Genomic DNA, 17,610 nt, shown 5'->3' on the forward strand with positions numbered 1-17,610 from the left:
CCAGGTGATGGAGTTGGACTTGCCCGAACCTGCGCTGTGCTGAATCAGATAGGTGTGCCCTACCCCTTGCGCCTTGGCGTGTTCCAGCAGATTCCGTACCACCTCCAGCTGGTGATAGCGCGGGAAATAGAGGGTGCGCTTGTGCAGCGGGTCGTTGTCCTTTTCACCGACCAGCTTGGCGAAGTGCTCGATGATGTTGGTCAGGCTGTGGCGCGTGAGGATTTCCTGCCACAGATAGGCCGTGCGATGGCCGCCCGAAGCCATATCGCCAGGGGGATTGCCCTTGCCGTGGTTACAGCCTTTATTGAAAGGCAGAAAGACCGTCCTGTTGCCCGCCAAACGGGTGGTCATGTAGACCTCATCGGTATCGACGGCGAAATGCACCAGGCAGCGCCCGAACTGCAACAGCGGCTCATTCGGGTCGCGATCCTCGCGATACTGCTTCATCGCATGGTAGGTGGTCTGGCCGGTCCAGGCGTTTTTCAGTTCCAGCGTGGCGACGGCCAGACCGTTGATGAACAACGCCATATCGATGGACAGGTTGAGATTGGCCTGCGAGTAATAGAGCTGGCGGGTCACCGAGAAGACATTGCGCCCGAAGTTCGCCGCCACCTCCGGATTGATGTCGTTATAGGGCGCACTGTAGAGCAAGGTGAAATGGGCATCGTTGATCGACAGGCCGTTTTTCAGCACCTTAAGGATGCCGTGCTTCTTTATGCGCTTGTTCAGGTGCTCCAGCACCAGCCGCTGCCAGTTCGGCTGATCCTTCAGCTTGGCCAGTTCATCGGCCTGAGTATTCTCCAGGAAGCCCCAGAACCTTTCCTTGTCGATGGCGAATTCGCGGTCGAAATCCGATGACCAGCCCAACTGGTAGCCGTGGCCTGTTTCGGTGCGGTACTGGGCCGCTTGCGTCAGGGCGACGGCATTCACGCTACCGACCTGATCTTTCAGCGCCTCGCGGCTGATACCGGAGAGCGCCTTCTCGATGGTGGCCTCCAGGGCCTGTTCGTTGGTTTGGCTGACCATCTATTTTTCACCATCCGGTTTTTGCAATGTCTCAATCTGTTTCAGCATCCGATCGAAGTCGCTTTCGAACAACCGGTCCTGCACGATGCGGTACTTTTCGAACTCGCTCTCGGCATGTGCCTTGGCGATCTCCGCCGTTACCTTTCCGGCATCCTGCAGGATCTCCCGGTCGGTGGCCGCAATAAAGCGATTAAGGCGCGTTTCCCAATCCTGCATGGTCATGGGCATCTTGCGTAGCGCCATATCCTCCGCCACATCCAAATAGGCATTGACCAGTCGCGTTAATTGCACCATTTCGTCTTCGGTCAGGTAGTTCTTGGCAATACTGACATCGAATTTCTGGATCTTTCCTCGCGGGGCATCCTTCCAACTGGTCAGGCCCATATGCTGTTTTTCGGCATCGGCGCGTTTGACGATCACTTCCGCCGCCGTCTGACCATGGATCGCCCAGTGCAGTTTGTTTTGCACCGTGGCAAAAAAGCGCTTGGTCGCCAGGGCTGTCACGTCGTAATCGATTGCAGTGGCATAGATGTCGGTGATCTTCTGGTAGAACTTGCGCTCGGAGAGGCGAATCTCGCGGACGCGCTGCAACTGTTCCTCAAAGTACTGTTCTGTCAGGATCGAGCCGCCGCTCTTGATCCGCTCGTCATCCATGACGTAGGCCTTGATGGTGTATTCATCAATGACGGTGGTGGCCCATTTGCGAAACTGCACCGCCCGTTCCGAGTTCACCTTGTAACCGACGGCGATAATGGCGGGGAGCTTGTAGTGCTTAGTGTTGTAATTCTTACCATCGGCGGCAGTTATCCGAAAATTTCGGATAACTGAATCTTCCTGCAACTCACTGTCTTTGAAGATCTTTTTCAGATGGTAGTTGATGGTGCGCACATCCACGTCATAGAGCGTGGCCATCATCTTCTGGGTCAGCCAGATACTCTCGTCCGCGTAGACTGCCTCGACGCCACCGCTGCCGCTGGCAGCGACAAAGGTCAGGTACTCGGCTGCCGAGGAACGGACTATCGAGACCTCCTTGATTGGCTTGTTCTTCCTTGATGTCATGCCAGTGTGCCCCTGACCTTGTTGACGGAAAATTTGCGGTTGAAATCCGATGACCAACCCAGCGGGGAGCCGTGGCCGGTTTCGCTGCGGTACTCGGCGGCATGCGCCATGGCAACCGCATCGCCGCTGCCGACCTGATCCTTCAACGTCTCGCGGCTGCTGCCGGAGAGCGCCTTCTCGATGGTGGCTTTCAGGGCCTGTTCGTTGGTTTGGCTAACCATGGGGCTATGTCCTTATAGTTTGATTTTTCCGGTGACGGCATTTGAAATAAGCACATCACGAAATTCGCCGAGATTCCGGATCTGTCTTTCTGCACTCCGGATTGGTAGCTCAAATTGCGCAACGAGTTCGTCTAAATGGTCCCGAATACCCTGTTGTTCATCTATTGGAGGCAAGGGAATCAGCCAGCTCTTTATATGATCTTGGCCAACTTTAACCATGGTTGGGCTTGATCCTCTTGCGCTCAACTTTATCTGTGCGCGAGCCGCTGGGCTTTGAAAAAAGTAGGATATAAAGCCTTTATCAAGAACTTCCTCGTCGTATGAAATCCTGTATACAAGGTCTGGCATCATTGTTATCGATGCTGGATCGCCCCGAACAAGACAGATATCGGCCACCAGATCGGGAGTATTTCCTCTTGTCAAAAGAAAGTCTCCCTTCCTGACCTGATACTCCTTTCGAAAATTCCGTTTTGGCACTGCTTTCACTTCGCCATCGATAAAAATACCTTGTTTGATCGCGCTAAGCTTTAGAACAGAGAACTCATTGTCCTCCACCGCGTTATTGATTGCGGGGCTATGACCTTGCTCAATCTTGGTGAATGCACGTCGATTCTGAATTACATCCCAGTGCTCCGGAACCTCCCCAATCCACTCCACCCCGCTATCCCGCATAGGCGCATCAGGGTTAAGCCCCTTGGTCACGGCCTGATTGATCAGGATGGCCTTTTGCTCTTTCAGCAGCTCGATGAGGCGCTGTTTCTTGGCGATGGCCTCGTCGATTTCGGCGGTTTTCTGGTCGAGGAAGTTGGCGATACGCTGCTGAGTCGCCATATCCGGGACTGGGATGAAGATCGACTTCATGTCCCAGTACTTCGTTGTCCACAGGTCAGCCACGATGCCGTGTCCGTTACGGTAGAACTCTTCGATGAAACCATTGCTCTTGAGCAGGTGTTCGCAGTATTGAGGGTCAATGCCCTTCGGCTTTAGCACGATATTTATGAGCGACACGGAGCCGTCTTGCTTCGCAATGCCACTGGAGCCTTTACGATCTGAACGGCTATTGATCACAAAATCCCCGGTACGCACACCTTTCCGGTTATCGCCGTCATCGCTTTTCGCCGCAGAATCCAGTTGCGGAAGAATCCCACTCTTGGTGACAGATAGCGCTGGAAAGTCCTTGTCTGAAACTTTCTCTTTACGCGCTTCGAACACCGCGCCAAGTCGTTGCAGCGGCCAGCCGGACGGAATGTCGCCCAACCAATCAAAGCCGCTCGACTTGTAGTCCTCGTATCGAGGGAAGTGCAGCTGTTCCATCAGGCCACTTCCCCTTTCAATCGCCCCACCGACCAGACCGCGTTTGCCAATTGGCAATACAGGGCATTCCGCGCCTCCAGGTCCGCCTTTTTGAACTCGGGGTGATGCTTGAACAGCAGGCCATGCTCGGTCATGGCCTGTTTGAAACCCGGGTGATTCTGGTAGGCCAGCGAGTGCAGCGACTGGGCGAGCAGGTTCTCCTTGATATAGTGTGGCAGCTTGTCCTGGTAGGTCATGTCATTGAGGCTGGCATTGACCTTTTTCGGCAGCAGCAACAGGCCGCCGATGGTGTTGCGCCAGTCGTCGAACTCTTTCTGCTGCGGGAACTCGTCGCTGTGGCGCTGGTAGTGATTGGCCCAGATGTGCTCGATCTCGTAGGCGTGCTTGCCGGAGCGCTGGATATATTCCGGGTAGCGGCCCGGCAGTCCGGTCTGCTGTTCCAGCCAGTCAGTGAAGCGGGCTAGCTGGCGGTGCAGACTTTTGGCGCTCCACTGGTTGAGGTAAGTCGGTTCGGTGAAGTCCAGGGCCTTGTCCTCCGCTTGAAGGCGCTCAGCCAGGTAGTCGCGCAATTCGGCCAGCGGCTTGCCGCGCATCTCCTTGCCCAGCACGAAGATGGTGTACTGCATGCTGGAATAGGAGTTGGACTTGAAGTTCCACAGGCGGCGGTTGAGCCAGCAGTCGAGAAAGTTGGCGACCACCCCGGCCTTTTGTAGCGACAGCGCCATGCCCTCGCTGGCAACCACCGGGGCCAGCAGCAGCTGCAGTTGCTGGGTGAAACCGGCGTCGGCGTTGTAGCGCACGCTTTCCAGCCCCGGCGTGCGCTCGGCCGAGGCTTTGAGCAGCTTGATGAACAGTTGGGCGAAGTAGTCCAGGTCGTGGGTGATCCAGCAGTGGTAGTCATCGCTGTTTTCCAGGCCGATCACCTGCCGGTTGTTGCGCACCCAGCGGTGGTATTCGGTGCCGATAAGGTCGAAGTCTTCTGGGCGAGCCTGCGCCTTGCGTTCGCGGATTTTGCGGGCGTACTGGGCACGCAGCCACGCCTTGAAGAAATCGGATTCGGTGTCTTTGCCGTAGTCGGCGAAGGTCAACAGCCATTTCTTGATCAGCTTGTCGGCTTCGAGGCGCTTTTCGGGGTTGTCGATGTTGGCCAGCAGATAGCCCTTGAGCATGTCGGTGGGGCTGAGCGACAGGCCCCGGTCGTTCATGGTCTCGAAGATGGTGTAGGCGTCTTCGTCGGCGTAGGCGGTAATTTCGACCAGCTGAACCTTTTTGATCAACCAGTAGACGAACAGCGGCAGCAGCTCGCCTTTGAGCTCGTCCGGGAAGAGTTCGTCCAAGTCGCTGTAGCGGGCATACAGGTTCTGCACCGATTCGGACTTGCCTTCCGGGTCGAAGAGCGTCTGGTTGAACAGGGCCGCCATGCAGCTGTTGCGCTCTGGAATGGAGAGCTTGAAGGTCATCTCGCCGAAGTCGTCATCGTAGATCAGGTTCTTGATGTCGACCGGCTTGTCGGCCTCTTTTTGCAGGTTGTTCAGGTAGATCAGCAGCAGCGTCAGGGTGGTCAGGCGCTGCTGACCGTCCACGACTTGGTTGGTTTCGCCACCTTTGCTGACCACGATGGAACCCAGGAAGTAGTGCCCGTATTGGGCCACCGCTTTGGGCGTGTCGCCTTCGCTGTAGTTTTCCTGGAAGCGGCTGGTGAGGTCATTGATCAGCTCGCTGAGCTGCTTGGTGCCCCACTTGTACTCGCGCTGGTAGTAGTCGATACCGAAGTGCGAGCCGCCGAGCAGGTCGTGGACGCAGCGGTCGTAGCCTTTGATTTCCTGCATTACGCCTCTCCTTGTGCTGTGCCGAAGCTGACCAGCTTTTTGAGCAGACCTTCCGTTTCCGCCTCCAGCGCCAGGATGTCGCGGGTGACCTCTTCGAGCGAGCGCAGCGGCTTGTGCTGGTAGAAGTACTTGTTGAAGCTGATCTCGTAGCCGATCTTGGTAGCGCCGAGGTTGATCCAGGCTTCATCGACGTGCGGGCGCACCTCACGCTGGAAGTAGGCGTGGATGTCTTCCTTCAGCGGGACGTTTTCGGTGTCGCGCATGTCCGAGTCGGTTTCGTACTCCACGTACTCGCCTTTGGTGGAGGTCGGCCAGTAACCGAAATCGGCGAGCATGCCCAGGTCGCAGCGGAAATCTCCGAACGACTGGTCTTCGAGCACCTTGCCAAGCTTGTCGCCTTTGAGCTTGTGGACCTTCTTAATGACCTTTTCAGCCTCGTCCTCGCGCCAGCTGACGGCGTTGTAGATTTGGTTCTTTTCCGATGCGGTCAGCTTAATAGCCCGTTCCTTGAGGGTCTCCTCGACCTTGGCGCGGAAGATATTGAAGTCCATGTGCAGGTCCTGCCCGATGGCCTGCATGAGCTGTTCGGCGGTCTGCATCAGCTCATGCTGGGCCTTCCAGGCTTTCGGATCGAGCAGCAGCTTCTTGTTCTTGGCCGTGAGGTTGATATCTTCCTTGTCCAGGTGATCCTCGATGACCGGCTTGTGCTGCTTCAGCTCCGTGTAGATGGCTTCGCCCCAGCGCTCGTAGGCCCATTCCATCAACTCGGAGACTGCTGGTGCAAAGCGCAGTGTAGCTATGCGCTCCGGGGTGAACTGCGCAGCCTTGCGGCTGGGCCGTTCCACTGTAACCTTATAGTAGCCAAAGTCGTCATTCTCGAATATTTTCGAAATTCCCTCATCCGGCATCATGGTGTGTAGGCCGATGATCTGCTGGATGTGCTCGGGCGCGAATTCGCAGTTCTTGTCGCCCAGGTTCTTGCGCAGTTTCCGGTACAGGTTGGAGGCATCAATCAGCTGAACCTTGCCCTTGCGGTTGGCGGCCTTGTTGCTCGCTAGCAGCCATATGTAGGTGGTGATGCCGGTGTTGTAGAATAGGTTGTTCGGTAGCTGAATGATGGCTTCGAGCAGGTCGTTTTCGATGATGTAACGGCGGATGTTGCTCTCGCCGCCACCGGCATCGCCGGTAAACAGCGAGCTGCCGTTGTGGACAGAGGCGATCCGGGAACCCAGGGGGCTGTCGCTGGTGGACTTCATTTTGTCCACCATTTCCATCAGGAACAGGAGTTGTCCGTCAGACGAACGTGGTGTGGCCGGGACGGTTTCTGCGCTACCCCGGAAATTCGTCAGCACGACCTCGAAACGACTGTCGAGAATCTCCTTACCGTCGACGATATCTTTTTGATCCGACTTCCAGGACTTACCGTAGGGTGGATTCGATAGCATGAAGTCGAATCGCGTGCCTGCGAACTCGTTGGTGGCCAGGGTGGAGCCATTCTTGATGTTCTCGGGATTGTTGCCCTTGATCATCATATCTGACTTGCAGATGGCGTAGGTCTCGTCGTTGATCTCCTTGCCATAGAGATAGACTACATCTGATCCCACCTGAAAAGGTCCCTCCGGGTCTTCAAGGTAGTTTTGGGATTCGGTCAGCATACCACCGGAGCCGCAGGCTGGGTCGTAGATCAGCATGGTCGGAGGCAGCTTGCCCTGCACCGGATCGAACAGCAGGTGGGTCATCAGGTGGATCACCTCACGCGGAGTGAAGTGCTCACCGGCCTCCTCGTTGTTCTCTTCATTGAACTTGCGGATCAGTTCCTCGAAGACATAACCCATGCCGAGGTTGGACAGTGCTGGGAGCTTACGGCCTTCCGGGTCAGTAGCTTCGATCGGCGACAGGTTGATGTGTTTGGAGACGAATTTATCGAGCACATCGTACAGGACGTTCTTGGACGCCATGTGCTTGGCCTGGCGGCGCAGATTGAACTTGTTGACGATCTCCTTTACGTTGGCGCTGAAGCTATCCAGGTAAAGCTTGAAGTTGGCTTCTAACTGCTGGCGGTTGTTCGAGGCGGTATCAACGATTTTCTGAAGGGTGAATGGCGATGTGTTGTAGAACACGTAGCCCGAGGCGTCCTTGAGGCCCATAGAGTCAAGTTCGGTGAATCCGTTGTCGCGCTGGAACTTGACCTCCTCCATCACGGCATCCTTGGAGCCTTCAAGCAGGCAGTCCAGTCGCCGAAGCACGAACATGGGCAGGATGACATCGCGGTACTTGCCGCGCACGTACACGTCCCGCAGGCAGTCGTCGGCGATTGACCAGATGAAGGAGACGATTTTATTTTGGGCAGAGTGATCCATTTATAATTATCTTTGATGAACTACTATATTAGTTAATTAGAGTTATATTTTGATCGACTTGATTGTACGTTTTATCCATCCATTACAGTCCGCCTTCCCAGTAAAAACTCAAGCCTGTATAACTTCTTATTATACATAATGAAATGCCAATAAAAATATGATAATAAAGATAATATTTAGTGGAAACCTACCTCTTCTGAGAATGCCACATCATCAATGGTCAGCGCATAGGAGTAGATCTCGGTGCTGTCGACGGATTCATAGCCCGGTAATTGAATCACGTATTTCAGGGGGCGTCCTGGAATAATTGTCTGTTATCCCCTCTCAGTGGAGGGCCGCATAGACTCGCCGAATAATTGCAGGTAGTTTGATATTCAATCTTGTTCGACTGGGAGAACCAAACTCGATGTGCGGACGCTTCGCTAACCACGTTCAGGCCATGCACGAGTGGCTGGATATTCTGAATGATTGGCCGGCCGGGGTACCCACCGGGTTCAATGTCGCGCCGACCCAGATCATCCCGGCCGTTCAGGCACAAGGGACCTTCCCCATGCGCTGGGGTCTGGTGCCGGCCTGGTCAAAAGAGGCCTCCCCCAAATACGCCACTTTCAATGCCCGTTTGGAATCGGTGAGCGACAAGCCGGCCTTCCGCAACGCCTGGCGCCACTCCCAGACCTGCCTCATCCCGGCGCTGGGCTATTACGAGTGGCGTACCGAACAGGGTACCAAACAGCCCTACTTTGTTCATCTGTCGGAGAACGCAGGTCCGCTGGTTTTCGCCGGGCTCTGGGAACAGCGTGAGGGACAATACTCCTGCACCATACTCACCCGGGAGTCGGCCGGGGAACTGACCCAGCTTCATTCCCGCATGCCGGTGATGCTCTCCCCGGAGGATGCCCGGTGCTGGTTGATCGACGGGACCGCTATGGCCGACCGACTTGGTGACTCGGTCGTGCATCTTGACGCCCGCTTCCATGCCGTTGACCGCGCCGTGGGCAATCCGCGCAGCCAGGGTGAAGCGTTGATTCGGCCGATTCAGGATTGATTCAGCGAAAATCCCACTACAGAACTTGCAGCCCGCCCGGTCAGTGGTGTTGATGCCGAGCCTGCAGGATTAAGCAACCAGACTTAAATGGGCATCGATGACATCCCAGGGGGCTTGCAAGGTGCCCGATTCGGTACGTTCCAACAAGCCAACCTCTTCCAGTGCCCGGGTGTCGCCATGGACATTCTTGTAATCCCGCGCCAGTGTCTTCGCCAGTGCCCGTACACTCATTGGACCCTCTTGGCGGAGGGTTTTTAGCACCTCCAGGCGCCGTGGCGTAATCACGGCCAGCAGCATGGAAAGATCCTCGAAGTTCAGGTGAACTTCAGTTTCAGTCTGTTCACCCCGTTCCGCTCGCTGCCAGGCATCCACAAAGCGATCGAATCCGCGACCAGGGGTTTCAGTGCCAATATGGATATGCTGTTTAGTCATCTTGATCACCTCGCAGTTGTTCGATGTCACCTTTGAAATCGGCCATGAGTTGTTGCACCGATATCCAGGCGTAGTCCTCCTCGCGCTCGTTCCCCTCACCATCGCCGTAGTGGCGGTGATCGCCTTTGCCTTGCTCGTTGTCGTACCGCACCAGGCACTGCCCGGATTGACCGTAATAAAGCCGGTACTTCAATCCATGAGGTCGTCCCGCGTCGGCCGCCGGTAGTCGCCAGATTACCATTTCTCGGATGGCCCCATCCCGGTAGATATACTTGTCCTTGAAAAGTAACTCCGCCTTCATATGGTAGATGTTACCATATGGTGTTTATTAGTGAAAATATCCATATTGATAAAAGGCCTAGAGTTCATTCCAGTCTGTCGGAGTTGATTCAGCGAAAATCCCGCGACGAGACATTCAGATCACCCAGCCAGTCGCTGTGGTCCTCCAGCCTGTGGGCGATCAGGTGCACCACCTGCCCCTCGCGCTGCACCTGGCCGTTGACCAGCAATAGCCGGGCATTCAACACCACCTGACGAAACCGCTCCAGTGTCTTGGGCCAGATAACCAGGTTGACCTGGCCGCTCTCGTCCTCCAGGGTGGCGAACAGCACGCCGCTGGCGGTGTGCGGCCGCTGGCGGCCGATCACCAGGCCAGCCGCACGCAGCCAGGTGCGATCGTGTGCCGCCTGCACCTCGGCCGCCGTGCGCACCCCGGCGCGACGCAGGCGGGTGCGCAGCAGTTGCAATGGGTGCCGCCGCAGCGACAGGCCCAGGGCGTCATAATCGGCGCACACCGCCTCCCCCAGTGTCGGTTCCGGCAGTGCGGCGCCCTGCTCTTCCGCCACGCCATCAAACAGCGGGGTCGGTGCTTCGATGCCGAGAACCTGCCACTGGGTCTGGTAGCGGTCACCACCCAGCCCCGCCAGGGCATCGGCGGCGGCCAGGGCCTGAAGATCGCGCTCGTTGAGTCGGGCGCGCCGGGACAGGTCGCTGATATCGGTGAAATTCTTGTCCTGGCGTGTTTCCACAAGACGTGCCGCCCCGTTGTGCGACAGCTCATTGACCAGGCGCAGTCCCAGCCGCAGCTCCGGGCGGCCATCCCGGCCCCGCTCCAGTGAACTGTCCCAGTCGCTGTGGCACACGTCCACCGGGCGCACCCGCACGCCGTGGCGCCGGGCATCCTGAATCAGTTGCGCCGGGGCATAGAAGCCCATCGGCTGGCTGTTGAGCAGGCCACAGAAAAAGGCCGCCGGATGATGGCACTTGAGCCAGGCCGAGGCGTAGGCCAGCAGGGCGAAGCTGGCGGCGTGGGATTCGGGAAAGCCGTACTCGCTGAACCCCTTGATTTGATTAAAGATACGTTCAGCGAACTCTTCGCTATAACCGCGCTGGTGCATGCCATCGAACAGCTTGCGCTGAAACACCTCGATGCCGCCGCGGCGGCGCCAGGCGGCCATGGCCCGGCGCAGGGCATCGGCCTCGCCCGCGGAGAATCCCGCCGCCACCATGGCCAGCTCGATCGCCTGCTCCTGAAACAGGGGCACACCCAAGGTGCGCTCCAGCACCCCCCGCACCTCCGGACTGGGATACTCCACCGGTTCCAGCCCCTGGCGCCGCCGCAGATAGGGGTGCACCATGTCGCCCTGGATCGGCCCCGGGCGGACGATGGCCACCTCGATCACCAGGTCATAGAAACAGGCGGGGCGCAGCCGCGGCAGCATGGTCATCTGGGCCCGGGATTCGATCTGGAACACGCCGACGGTATCGGCCCGGCTGATCAGGGCATAGGTGGCCGGGTCCTCGGCCGGGATATCCTGCATACGGAAGACCTCGCCCCGGTAGTCACTGATCAGGGCCAGGCTGCGGCGGATGGCACTGAGCATGCCCAGGGCCAGCACGTCGATCTTCAGCAGTCCCAGGGCCTGCAGATCATCCTTGTCCCACTGGATGACGGTGCGCTCGGGCATGGCGGCGTTTTCGATCGGCACCAGCCAGTCGAGCCGTTCCCGTGCAATGACAAAGCCCCCCACGTGCTGCGAGAGGTGGCGCGGAAAGCCGATCAGTTGCCCGGTCAGCGCCAGCAGTCGGCGCAATGTCGGCTGTTGCGGATCGAATCCCAGCTCCCGGATGCGTTCGACGTTCAGGCGGCGGCCGTCCCACCAGCTGTGGGTGGTGGCGAGGCGGTCCAGGGTATCGTTGTCGAAGCCCAGGGCCTTGCCGGTCTCGCGCAGGGCGCTACGGGTACGGTAGGTGATCACCGTGGCGGCCAGGGCGGCGCGGTGGCGGCCGTACTTCTCATAGAGGTACTGGATCACCTCCTCGCGCCGCTGGTGTTCGAAGTCGACGTCGATATCCGGCGGTTCATTGCGCTCCTTGGAGAGAAAGCGTTCGAACAGTGTCGACTGGCGCGCCGGGTCCACCTCGGTGATGCCGAGGGCGTAGCAGACTGCCGAGTTGGCCGCCGAGCCCCGCCCCTGACAGAGGATCTGCCGTCCCCGGGCAAAGCGCACGATGTCGTGCACGGTGAGAAAATAGGGCTCGTAGTGCAGTTCGCCGATCAGCCGCAACTCGTGCTCGATCTGCGCACGTACCTTGGGACTCACCCCGTCGGGCCAGCGCACCCGCATGCCGGCCTCGGTCAGGGCGCGCAGATGGGCCGCCGGGGTAAGGCCCGGCGGCACCAGCTCGTCGGGATACTCGTAACGCAGCTCGTCCAGACTGAAACGGCAGCGCTCGGCGATGGCACAGCTCTGCTGCAGCCACTCCCGGGGATAGATCCGCGCCAAGGTCTCCAGCGGCCGCAGGTGGCGTTCGGCATTGGCATGGAGCGCCCAACCGGCCCGCTCCAGCGTGGTACGGTGGCGGATGGCGGTCACCAGATCCTGCAGCGGCTGGCGTTCACGCCGGTGCATGTGCACATCGCCGGCGGCGACGATGGGCAGGCCGAAGTGTTCGGCCGCGACGCGGAGCGAGCGCAGTTGATGCTGCTCATCGCCCATCAGCAGCCGGTTGGCCTCCAGCCACAGGCGGCCGGCAAAGCGCTCCGTATAGCGGGCCAGCCGCTCCCTGTCATCCGGATCGTCGGGGTGCAACAGCGCCAGGCAGTCCGGCAGGTCATCCAGGTCATCGACGGAGAGCCGGTATTGCCCCTTATCGGCGGCGCGCCGGGCGCGGGTGATCAGGGCGCTCAGCCCGGCGTAGGCCTGGCGGTCGCTGGCCAGCAGCACCAGCCGGTCCCCCTCCTCCGATAAAAACTCGCTACCGATGATCAGCGGCAGTGCACGCGCCTTGGCCTCCTCGTGGGCTCGCACCACACCGGCCAGGGAGCATTCGTCGGTCAGGGCCAGCGCCCGGTAGCCCAGTTCGGCGGCTTGGGCCACCAGCTCCTCCGGATGCGATGCTCCACGCAGAAAGGTGAAGTTGGAGAGGCAATGCAGCTCGGCATATTCAGCAGGCATCCGGGTCACCTCAGCCAAAGCGGCCGTGCAGGTACCAGTCCCGCTCGTCGGCCTGGCGGAACAGCCACAGCCGGGCGCCGTGGCTATCGGTAGCAATGAAGTAATCGCGCCGCACCCAGCGCCCCTGCCACCAGCCGCTCTCGATCCGCTCGGGTCCCTGTTCCAATCGCAACGGCCCGTCGCGCCACGGCCCCTCCGGTCCCTGGCGTAACCGCTCCGGCGGGTCCAGCAGCCACAGCGGGCGCTGTCCCGGGGGTGCTCCGTCGGCCGAGTCGTCCAGGCTCCAGGCCGACTCGGGGCGATGGTCGGCCACCACCCCCGGCCGCCGCACCGCCTCGCGGCCCAAGCGGGCCTGCAGACGCTCCCACAGGGCCTGCCCTTCCGCGCGTCCGGACGGCTGGCCAAACAGTCCCAGGTTGGCATGGCCGGCGGACTGGAACTCCACACTGGCCAGGCGCAGACTCAACACCGGTGCCTGCAGTGCCTCCCGCTCCAGGCGTTCACGCCAGAGTTCCAGCAGGTAGCCCGGATCACGCTGGGGTTCAAGCAGTTGCAGGGCGATATCGACCGGGGGCAGGTCCGCATGCTCCAGGGTCAACATCAACCGGTCGATGGCAGCGTCGGCACCCAGCAGCACCCCGCCCAGCTCCTGCAACAGGCGCCGCAGGCCAAACAGCAGCCCGCTGCAGTTATCGACCTCGGCCGGCAACTCCAGCCGCGCCGCGAAGCGATGCGGCGGCCGGAAACAGGGTCGGGGGTCGGGGCTGTGGCCCAGGGCACGATCGAGCCGTTCGAGCCACTCCGCACCGAAGCGCCGGCGCAGGCCTGCTCGCGGCAGATGCAGACACTCTCCCAGGTGCTGCAGCCCCATGCGGCGCAGGGCCTGGCGCTGTTTGTCCGACAGTTCCAGGCAGTCGAGCGGGAGCGCGGCCAGGGCCGTGCGCAGCTCCCGCTCCCGGGTGATCACCGGCGCCTGGGATAAGGCGCTGAGCCACCAGGCCGCCTGGGAATTGGGGGCGATCGCGCTGCGGGGTGCGTGGCCGAGCTGCTCACAACTGGCGATGACCTGCCTGTGCAACGCCGTCACCCCGCCGAACAGGCGCCGGCTGGCGCCGATCTCCAGCAGCAGCCCCCGGGGCGACTGAATCACCACCTGGGAGGTGAACTGCATGGCCCAGTGGGCCAGGCGTTCCAGCCCTTCGGCCTCCCCCACCTCATCCCGGTCGACCATGGCAAGATCCGGCACCAACAGCTGGGCCTGCTTCATGCTCATGCCGCGGCGTACGCCAAGCCGACGCGCGGTCGGATCGGCATCGAACACCTGCTGACGATTGGCCTGCTGCTGACGAACCACCAGGGGTCCGGCGGGCACCTGAACAGCGGCGACCAACTCCAACGCAAGGTGTGAAAAACGCAGGGCCAACCAGAGCATCTCACACCGCCAGGCAGGTGCCGGCACCGGGACGGCGCCCGCGGCACTTGAGCAGCTCCACCCCCAGCCCCCGGGCCTGGGGGCTCAGCAGCAGGCGCAAGGCCGCCGGAGAACTCTGCGTGGCCACCGCCCGGGGACGAAACAGAAAACCGGGGCACGCCCCCTGCTCCGCCGCCAGCTGCAGACGGCGCAGCATCTTGGTGTTGAGAGCCCTGGGCCACAACAGCACCGCGCCGCAACTACCGGAGCGCAGGCACTGCTCCGCCACCCAGGCGGCATCGCCTGGCTGGTCGGGAGCGACCCAGCGCATGCTCTCCAGGGATATCCGCGCCTGGCGTAGCGCCGGGGCATAGGGAATATAGGGCGGCGAGATCCAGACCACCGGCTTCCCGGCCTGCCCCAGTTCAACCAGCAGCGGGCGCAGCAGGCCCAGCTCGCCGATACCGTGATGATCGAGCAGCAGCTCGGTGAGCGCCGCCCCCGGCCATCCACCGCCGGACAGCAGCCCATCCAGCGCCGGATAGCCACTGGGCAGCGTCCGCGGCTGGTGGCCAAGGAGCAGTGTATCGCCACGCCAGACAGGGGCGCTTGAGAGGAGCTCTTCCAGGATCATCGTTCTCTAACCAAGAGGCAGCAGTGACAACAGCGACAGTGGGCCAATCCCTGCAATGAGGAATCGACAACTGCCGAATCTGTTGTTTAAAGGATAGAGAACATGTGGAGAACTTTCAATGGGCCATTGAAGTAGGCACAGCACATCAACATCAGGATGCCCAGTATTTTTTGGATTTCAGGTTGTTTAACCACCAGATTCCGGCCGCAAAACCGCCATTCTGCCACCTCGCAACGCTGCGAGGTGGCGGAATCGTGTGTGTGCCATGCCCCCTTATCTGGGCATTTGCGGGTAGTGGTAGGGGTACGCCACGGCGGGCCCATACACGGGCGGGCGCGGCGGGTAGGGCCAGTAATAGGGCATCATCGGCGGGTTGTAGCCCCAGGGATAGCTTGACGTGACATAGCCCGGCTGGCGAGGAACCGGATATCGGGACCAGCCCATCCCCGGTTGCTGGCCACTCTGCGGGTTGCCGGTATCGGCCGGTCTGGTGCCGGCCAAGGGAGCTGGGTATCCCGCTCCCGGCCGATACGTCATGAGGCCGCCAGGACCGGGCATCATCGGTGATGCCGCGGGCCGGTTGTCCGCGCTGGCCATTGCCGATTGCGGCGCTGTCTGCGCTGAAGTGCCCGTGGTGCCGGTTATCGCGGCCGCTGTCTGCGTGCCTGCGGCGGTTTCCGTCACCGCGGTTTCCCCGGCGGTCTTTGCGGGGGCATCGGTGTCGGCTGCCGGTTGTTCACCCTCCTCGATCGCCGGTGTTGTGGAATCCCCGCTAATCGGCTGATTGGTGGCAAGTGTGAGGGTCTGTTGATCCATCGCCTCCCCGAGGCCAGCCACCGCTGCTTCACCAACCCGACTCACCGCTGGCGTCGGATCGGCAGTCAAGGCGGCCGGGGTGACCGGAGCAGTCGCCGGGGTGTCGGCGGTCAGGTCACTGGCACCCTGCTCCCCGCTACCCGACGGACCGGCCAAGAGCAGCGCCGCTGGCATCGGTTGATCGGGGATCCGGGTAACCGGGGCGGTGACCTCCCCGGGGGCGTTTTCGGCACTGGTGACCTGCCCTGGTTCGCCGGTTGCAACCGGGTTATTCGCCACGCCGTCAGCAACGCCTCCACCATCGTCCGCCACATTGAGCATGTAGAGCAGTCCGGCAACCACAACGATGGCCAAGATGAATGATTTCTGCCAGAAGCCGAGGGCGGATCCCGTGCGCTTGGCCGGTGGTGTCTGTTTTTCAGTTGAATCAGAAGGCAAGACTCCCATCTCCTCTAATCGTTTCTGAACATTCTCATTACGCTGTGGCGTCTCTTCCGGTGACGGTTCTGCCGAGTCGGACTTTGGCGTAGCCGTTGCGGTTTTAACGGTTGGATCCGCTACGCTAGCTACTGTCGGATTGGTTGGCCCGGCTGTGATGGCGGGTTCGGTCGCTTCGTCCGCCACGGTTGCGGCGCCCGCCATGAGCGTCAGATTCCCAGCTGCCGGCACCTGCTTGGGTTCCACAACCGCCGTCAGGGTCTGAGTCCCTGCCGCCTGAGCCACGTCACCGGCCTTTTCCATGCCGGCCGCGGCACGGCTCTTACGCGCCGCCTTTTTCTTTGGGGCGGCCTTTTTCTTGACGCTGGATTGCTTAGTGGCTGCTGCTTTGACCGCGGGGGCCTTTTTCCTTACGGTCTTTTTCTTGGTCTCTGTCTTGGCCTCTGTCTTGGCCTCTGTCCTCACAGGTGTCGAAGGTTTGTCTGTCGCCGTTTCCTCTGCCGCTTGTTGCGGTGCCTGATTGGTATCGTCCTCGGCCATGGGTCCTACTCCTGAATTGTGCTTTTTCGTCCCGGCAGCCTAGCGTCTGCCTGTGCGGGATGCTATGTGCTGGATCAATCCTATCCGCCGTAACCGGGCCTACCGGCATCGGATATCTTTATATAGCTATAGAGGGACCTGATTATTCGTCATGCTCAGCTAGGCTACCGCCCGATCCCACCCACCAGGGCCTCGATCAATGAGATGATCTGCTCCATGCCGCGGCCAATATGTCCCTCGATCTCCTTCATCGAGATCGGACCGTCCCCTCTGCCCGCCGCCCAGTTGGCCACTACGGCGCAGCAGGCATAGTCGAGTCCCAGCTCGCGCGCCAGTGCCGTTTCCGGCATCCCGGTCATGCCGACCAGGGTGCAGCCATCCCGCTCCATGCGGTTGATCTCCATGGCGGTCTCCAGGCGTGGCCCCTGGGTGGCGCCGTATACGCCGCCGGCAACAACGGGGACATTGGCCGCCTTCGCCGCCTTCAGCAACCGCTGGCGGATTTTTTCACTGTAGGGATGGGTGAAGTCGATATGGATAACCTGGCTGAGATCATGCTCGAAGTAGGTGTGCTCCCGGCCATAGGTATAGTCGATGATCTGCTCCGGTATGGCGATGACGCTGGGCGCCATCTCCGGACCGATACCGCCCACGGCGGCGATAGCGACGATTCGCCTGGCCCCTATATGCTTCAGGGCCCAGATATTCGCACGATAGTTGACCTTGTGTGGCGGTATGGTGTGGGCCGTGCCATGGCGCGGCAAGAAGGCGACCTTGCGCGCCTTGAAAGTGCCGTGGGTAATCGGTGCCGACGGTTCCCCATAGGGGGTGTGTATCACCTCGCGACGGGTGATTTTAAGCTCCTCAAGCCGGCTAAATCCGGAACCGCCAATTATTGCCAGATCTGTCACTGCAACCTTCCTTTCATTAAGAGATTGGCCTCGATGCGGCATCGACCGCTCAGGTGGCTTAGCATACCTTGCCTGCGGGCATACTCAATAAAAAAAGCCGGTCACCACGGGGGGTA

Annotated in this window: 14 protein-coding genes; 1 reads left to right on the forward strand and 13 read right to left on the reverse strand. The window is 60.2% G+C overall.

Annotation, left to right across the window (positions count from 1 at the left end; genetic code table 11):
• From O9K64_RS16985 to O9K64_RS17010, 6 genes are all read right to left on the reverse strand, one after another.
• On the reverse strand, positions 1-1,026 hold a 1,026-nt coding region (locus tag O9K64_RS16985), incomplete at its 3' end, for a type I restriction endonuclease (RefSeq protein WP_275099298.1).
• Complete coding sequence (locus O9K64_RS16990; protein ID WP_275099299.1) at positions 1,027-2,085, reverse strand: virulence RhuM family protein; 1,059 nt, start codon at positions 2,083-2,085, stop codon at positions 1,027-1,029.
• Positions 2,082-2,306, reverse strand: a complete 225-nt coding sequence (locus tag O9K64_RS16995) for a hypothetical protein (protein ID WP_275099300.1) — start codon at positions 2,304-2,306, stop codon at positions 2,082-2,084. Before O9K64_RS16995 ends, O9K64_RS16990 begins: the two co-directional genes overlap by 4 nt.
• 12 nt (positions 2,307-2,318) lie before the next feature.
• On the reverse strand, positions 2,319-3,620 hold the full coding sequence (locus O9K64_RS17000; RefSeq protein WP_275099302.1) for a restriction endonuclease subunit S: 1,302 nt from the start codon (positions 3,618-3,620) through the stop codon (positions 2,319-2,321).
• Positions 3,620-5,449 (reverse strand): DUF262 domain-containing protein, encoded by a 1,830-nt coding sequence (locus O9K64_RS17005; RefSeq protein ID WP_275099303.1) that lies wholly within the window; start codon positions 5,447-5,449, stop codon positions 3,620-3,622. Before O9K64_RS17005 ends, O9K64_RS17000 begins: the two co-directional genes overlap by 1 nt.
• Positions 5,449-7,809: a type I restriction-modification system subunit M gene (locus O9K64_RS17010; protein WP_275099304.1), complete on the reverse strand. Its 2,361-nt coding sequence runs from the start codon at positions 7,807-7,809 to the stop codon at positions 5,449-5,451. Before O9K64_RS17010 ends, O9K64_RS17005 begins: the two co-directional genes overlap by 1 nt.
• A 406-nt stretch (positions 7,810-8,215) precedes the next feature.
• Between O9K64_RS17010 and O9K64_RS17015 the strand changes: the two genes are divergently transcribed.
• The gene (locus tag O9K64_RS17015) at positions 8,216-8,854 is read left to right on the forward strand and encodes an SOS response-associated peptidase (protein WP_275099305.1); all 639 of its coding nucleotides are present in this window, start codon (positions 8,216-8,218) and stop codon (positions 8,852-8,854) included.
• A 69-nt stretch (positions 8,855-8,923) separates the two neighbouring features.
• On the opposite strand, the gene O9K64_RS17020 is transcribed toward O9K64_RS17015, so the two are convergent.
• From O9K64_RS17020 to O9K64_RS17050, 7 genes are all read right to left on the reverse strand, one after another.
• The gene (locus tag O9K64_RS17020) at positions 8,924-9,286 is read right to left on the reverse strand and encodes a MarR family transcriptional regulator (protein WP_275099307.1); all 363 of its coding nucleotides are present in this window, start codon (positions 9,284-9,286) and stop codon (positions 8,924-8,926) included.
• Positions 9,279-9,587 carry a toxin-antitoxin system TumE family protein gene (locus O9K64_RS17025; protein ID WP_275099308.1) on the reverse strand — a complete coding sequence of 103 codons (309 nt, stop codon included), beginning with the start codon at positions 9,585-9,587 and terminating at the stop codon, positions 9,279-9,281. The genes O9K64_RS17020 and O9K64_RS17025 overlap by 8 nt, the downstream gene beginning before the upstream one ends.
• 88 nt (positions 9,588-9,675) lie before the next feature.
• Positions 9,676-12,744 (reverse strand): error-prone DNA polymerase, encoded by a 3,069-nt coding sequence (locus tag O9K64_RS17030; protein ID WP_275099309.1) that lies wholly within the window; start codon positions 12,742-12,744, stop codon positions 9,676-9,678.
• Positions 12,745-12,754: 10 nt separating this feature from the next.
• Positions 12,755-14,176 (reverse strand): Y-family DNA polymerase, encoded by a 1,422-nt coding sequence (locus tag O9K64_RS17035; protein WP_275099310.1) that lies wholly within the window; start codon positions 14,174-14,176, stop codon positions 12,755-12,757.
• Between the two features lies 1 nt (position 14,177).
• Positions 14,178-14,789: a translesion DNA synthesis-associated protein ImuA gene (gene imuA / locus O9K64_RS17040; RefSeq protein ID WP_275099311.1), complete on the reverse strand. Its 612-nt coding sequence runs from the start codon at positions 14,787-14,789 to the stop codon at positions 14,178-14,180.
• Between the two features lie 273 nt (positions 14,790-15,062).
• Positions 15,063-16,583 carry a hypothetical protein gene (locus O9K64_RS17045; protein ID WP_275099312.1) on the reverse strand — a complete coding sequence of 507 codons (1,521 nt, stop codon included), beginning with the start codon at positions 16,581-16,583 and terminating at the stop codon, positions 15,063-15,065.
• 164 nt (positions 16,584-16,747) lie between these two features.
• Complete coding sequence (locus O9K64_RS17050) at positions 16,748-17,494, reverse strand: S-methyl-5'-thioinosine phosphorylase (protein ID WP_420493181.1); 747 nt, start codon at positions 17,492-17,494, stop codon at positions 16,748-16,750.
• Between the last annotated feature and the right edge of the window lie 116 nt (positions 17,495-17,610).

It is taken from the genome of Sedimenticola hydrogenitrophicus (assembly GCF_029017505.1).
GTDB classification, from domain to species: domain Bacteria; phylum Pseudomonadota; class Gammaproteobacteria; order Chromatiales; family Chromatiaceae; genus Sedimenticola; species Sedimenticola hydrogenitrophicus_A.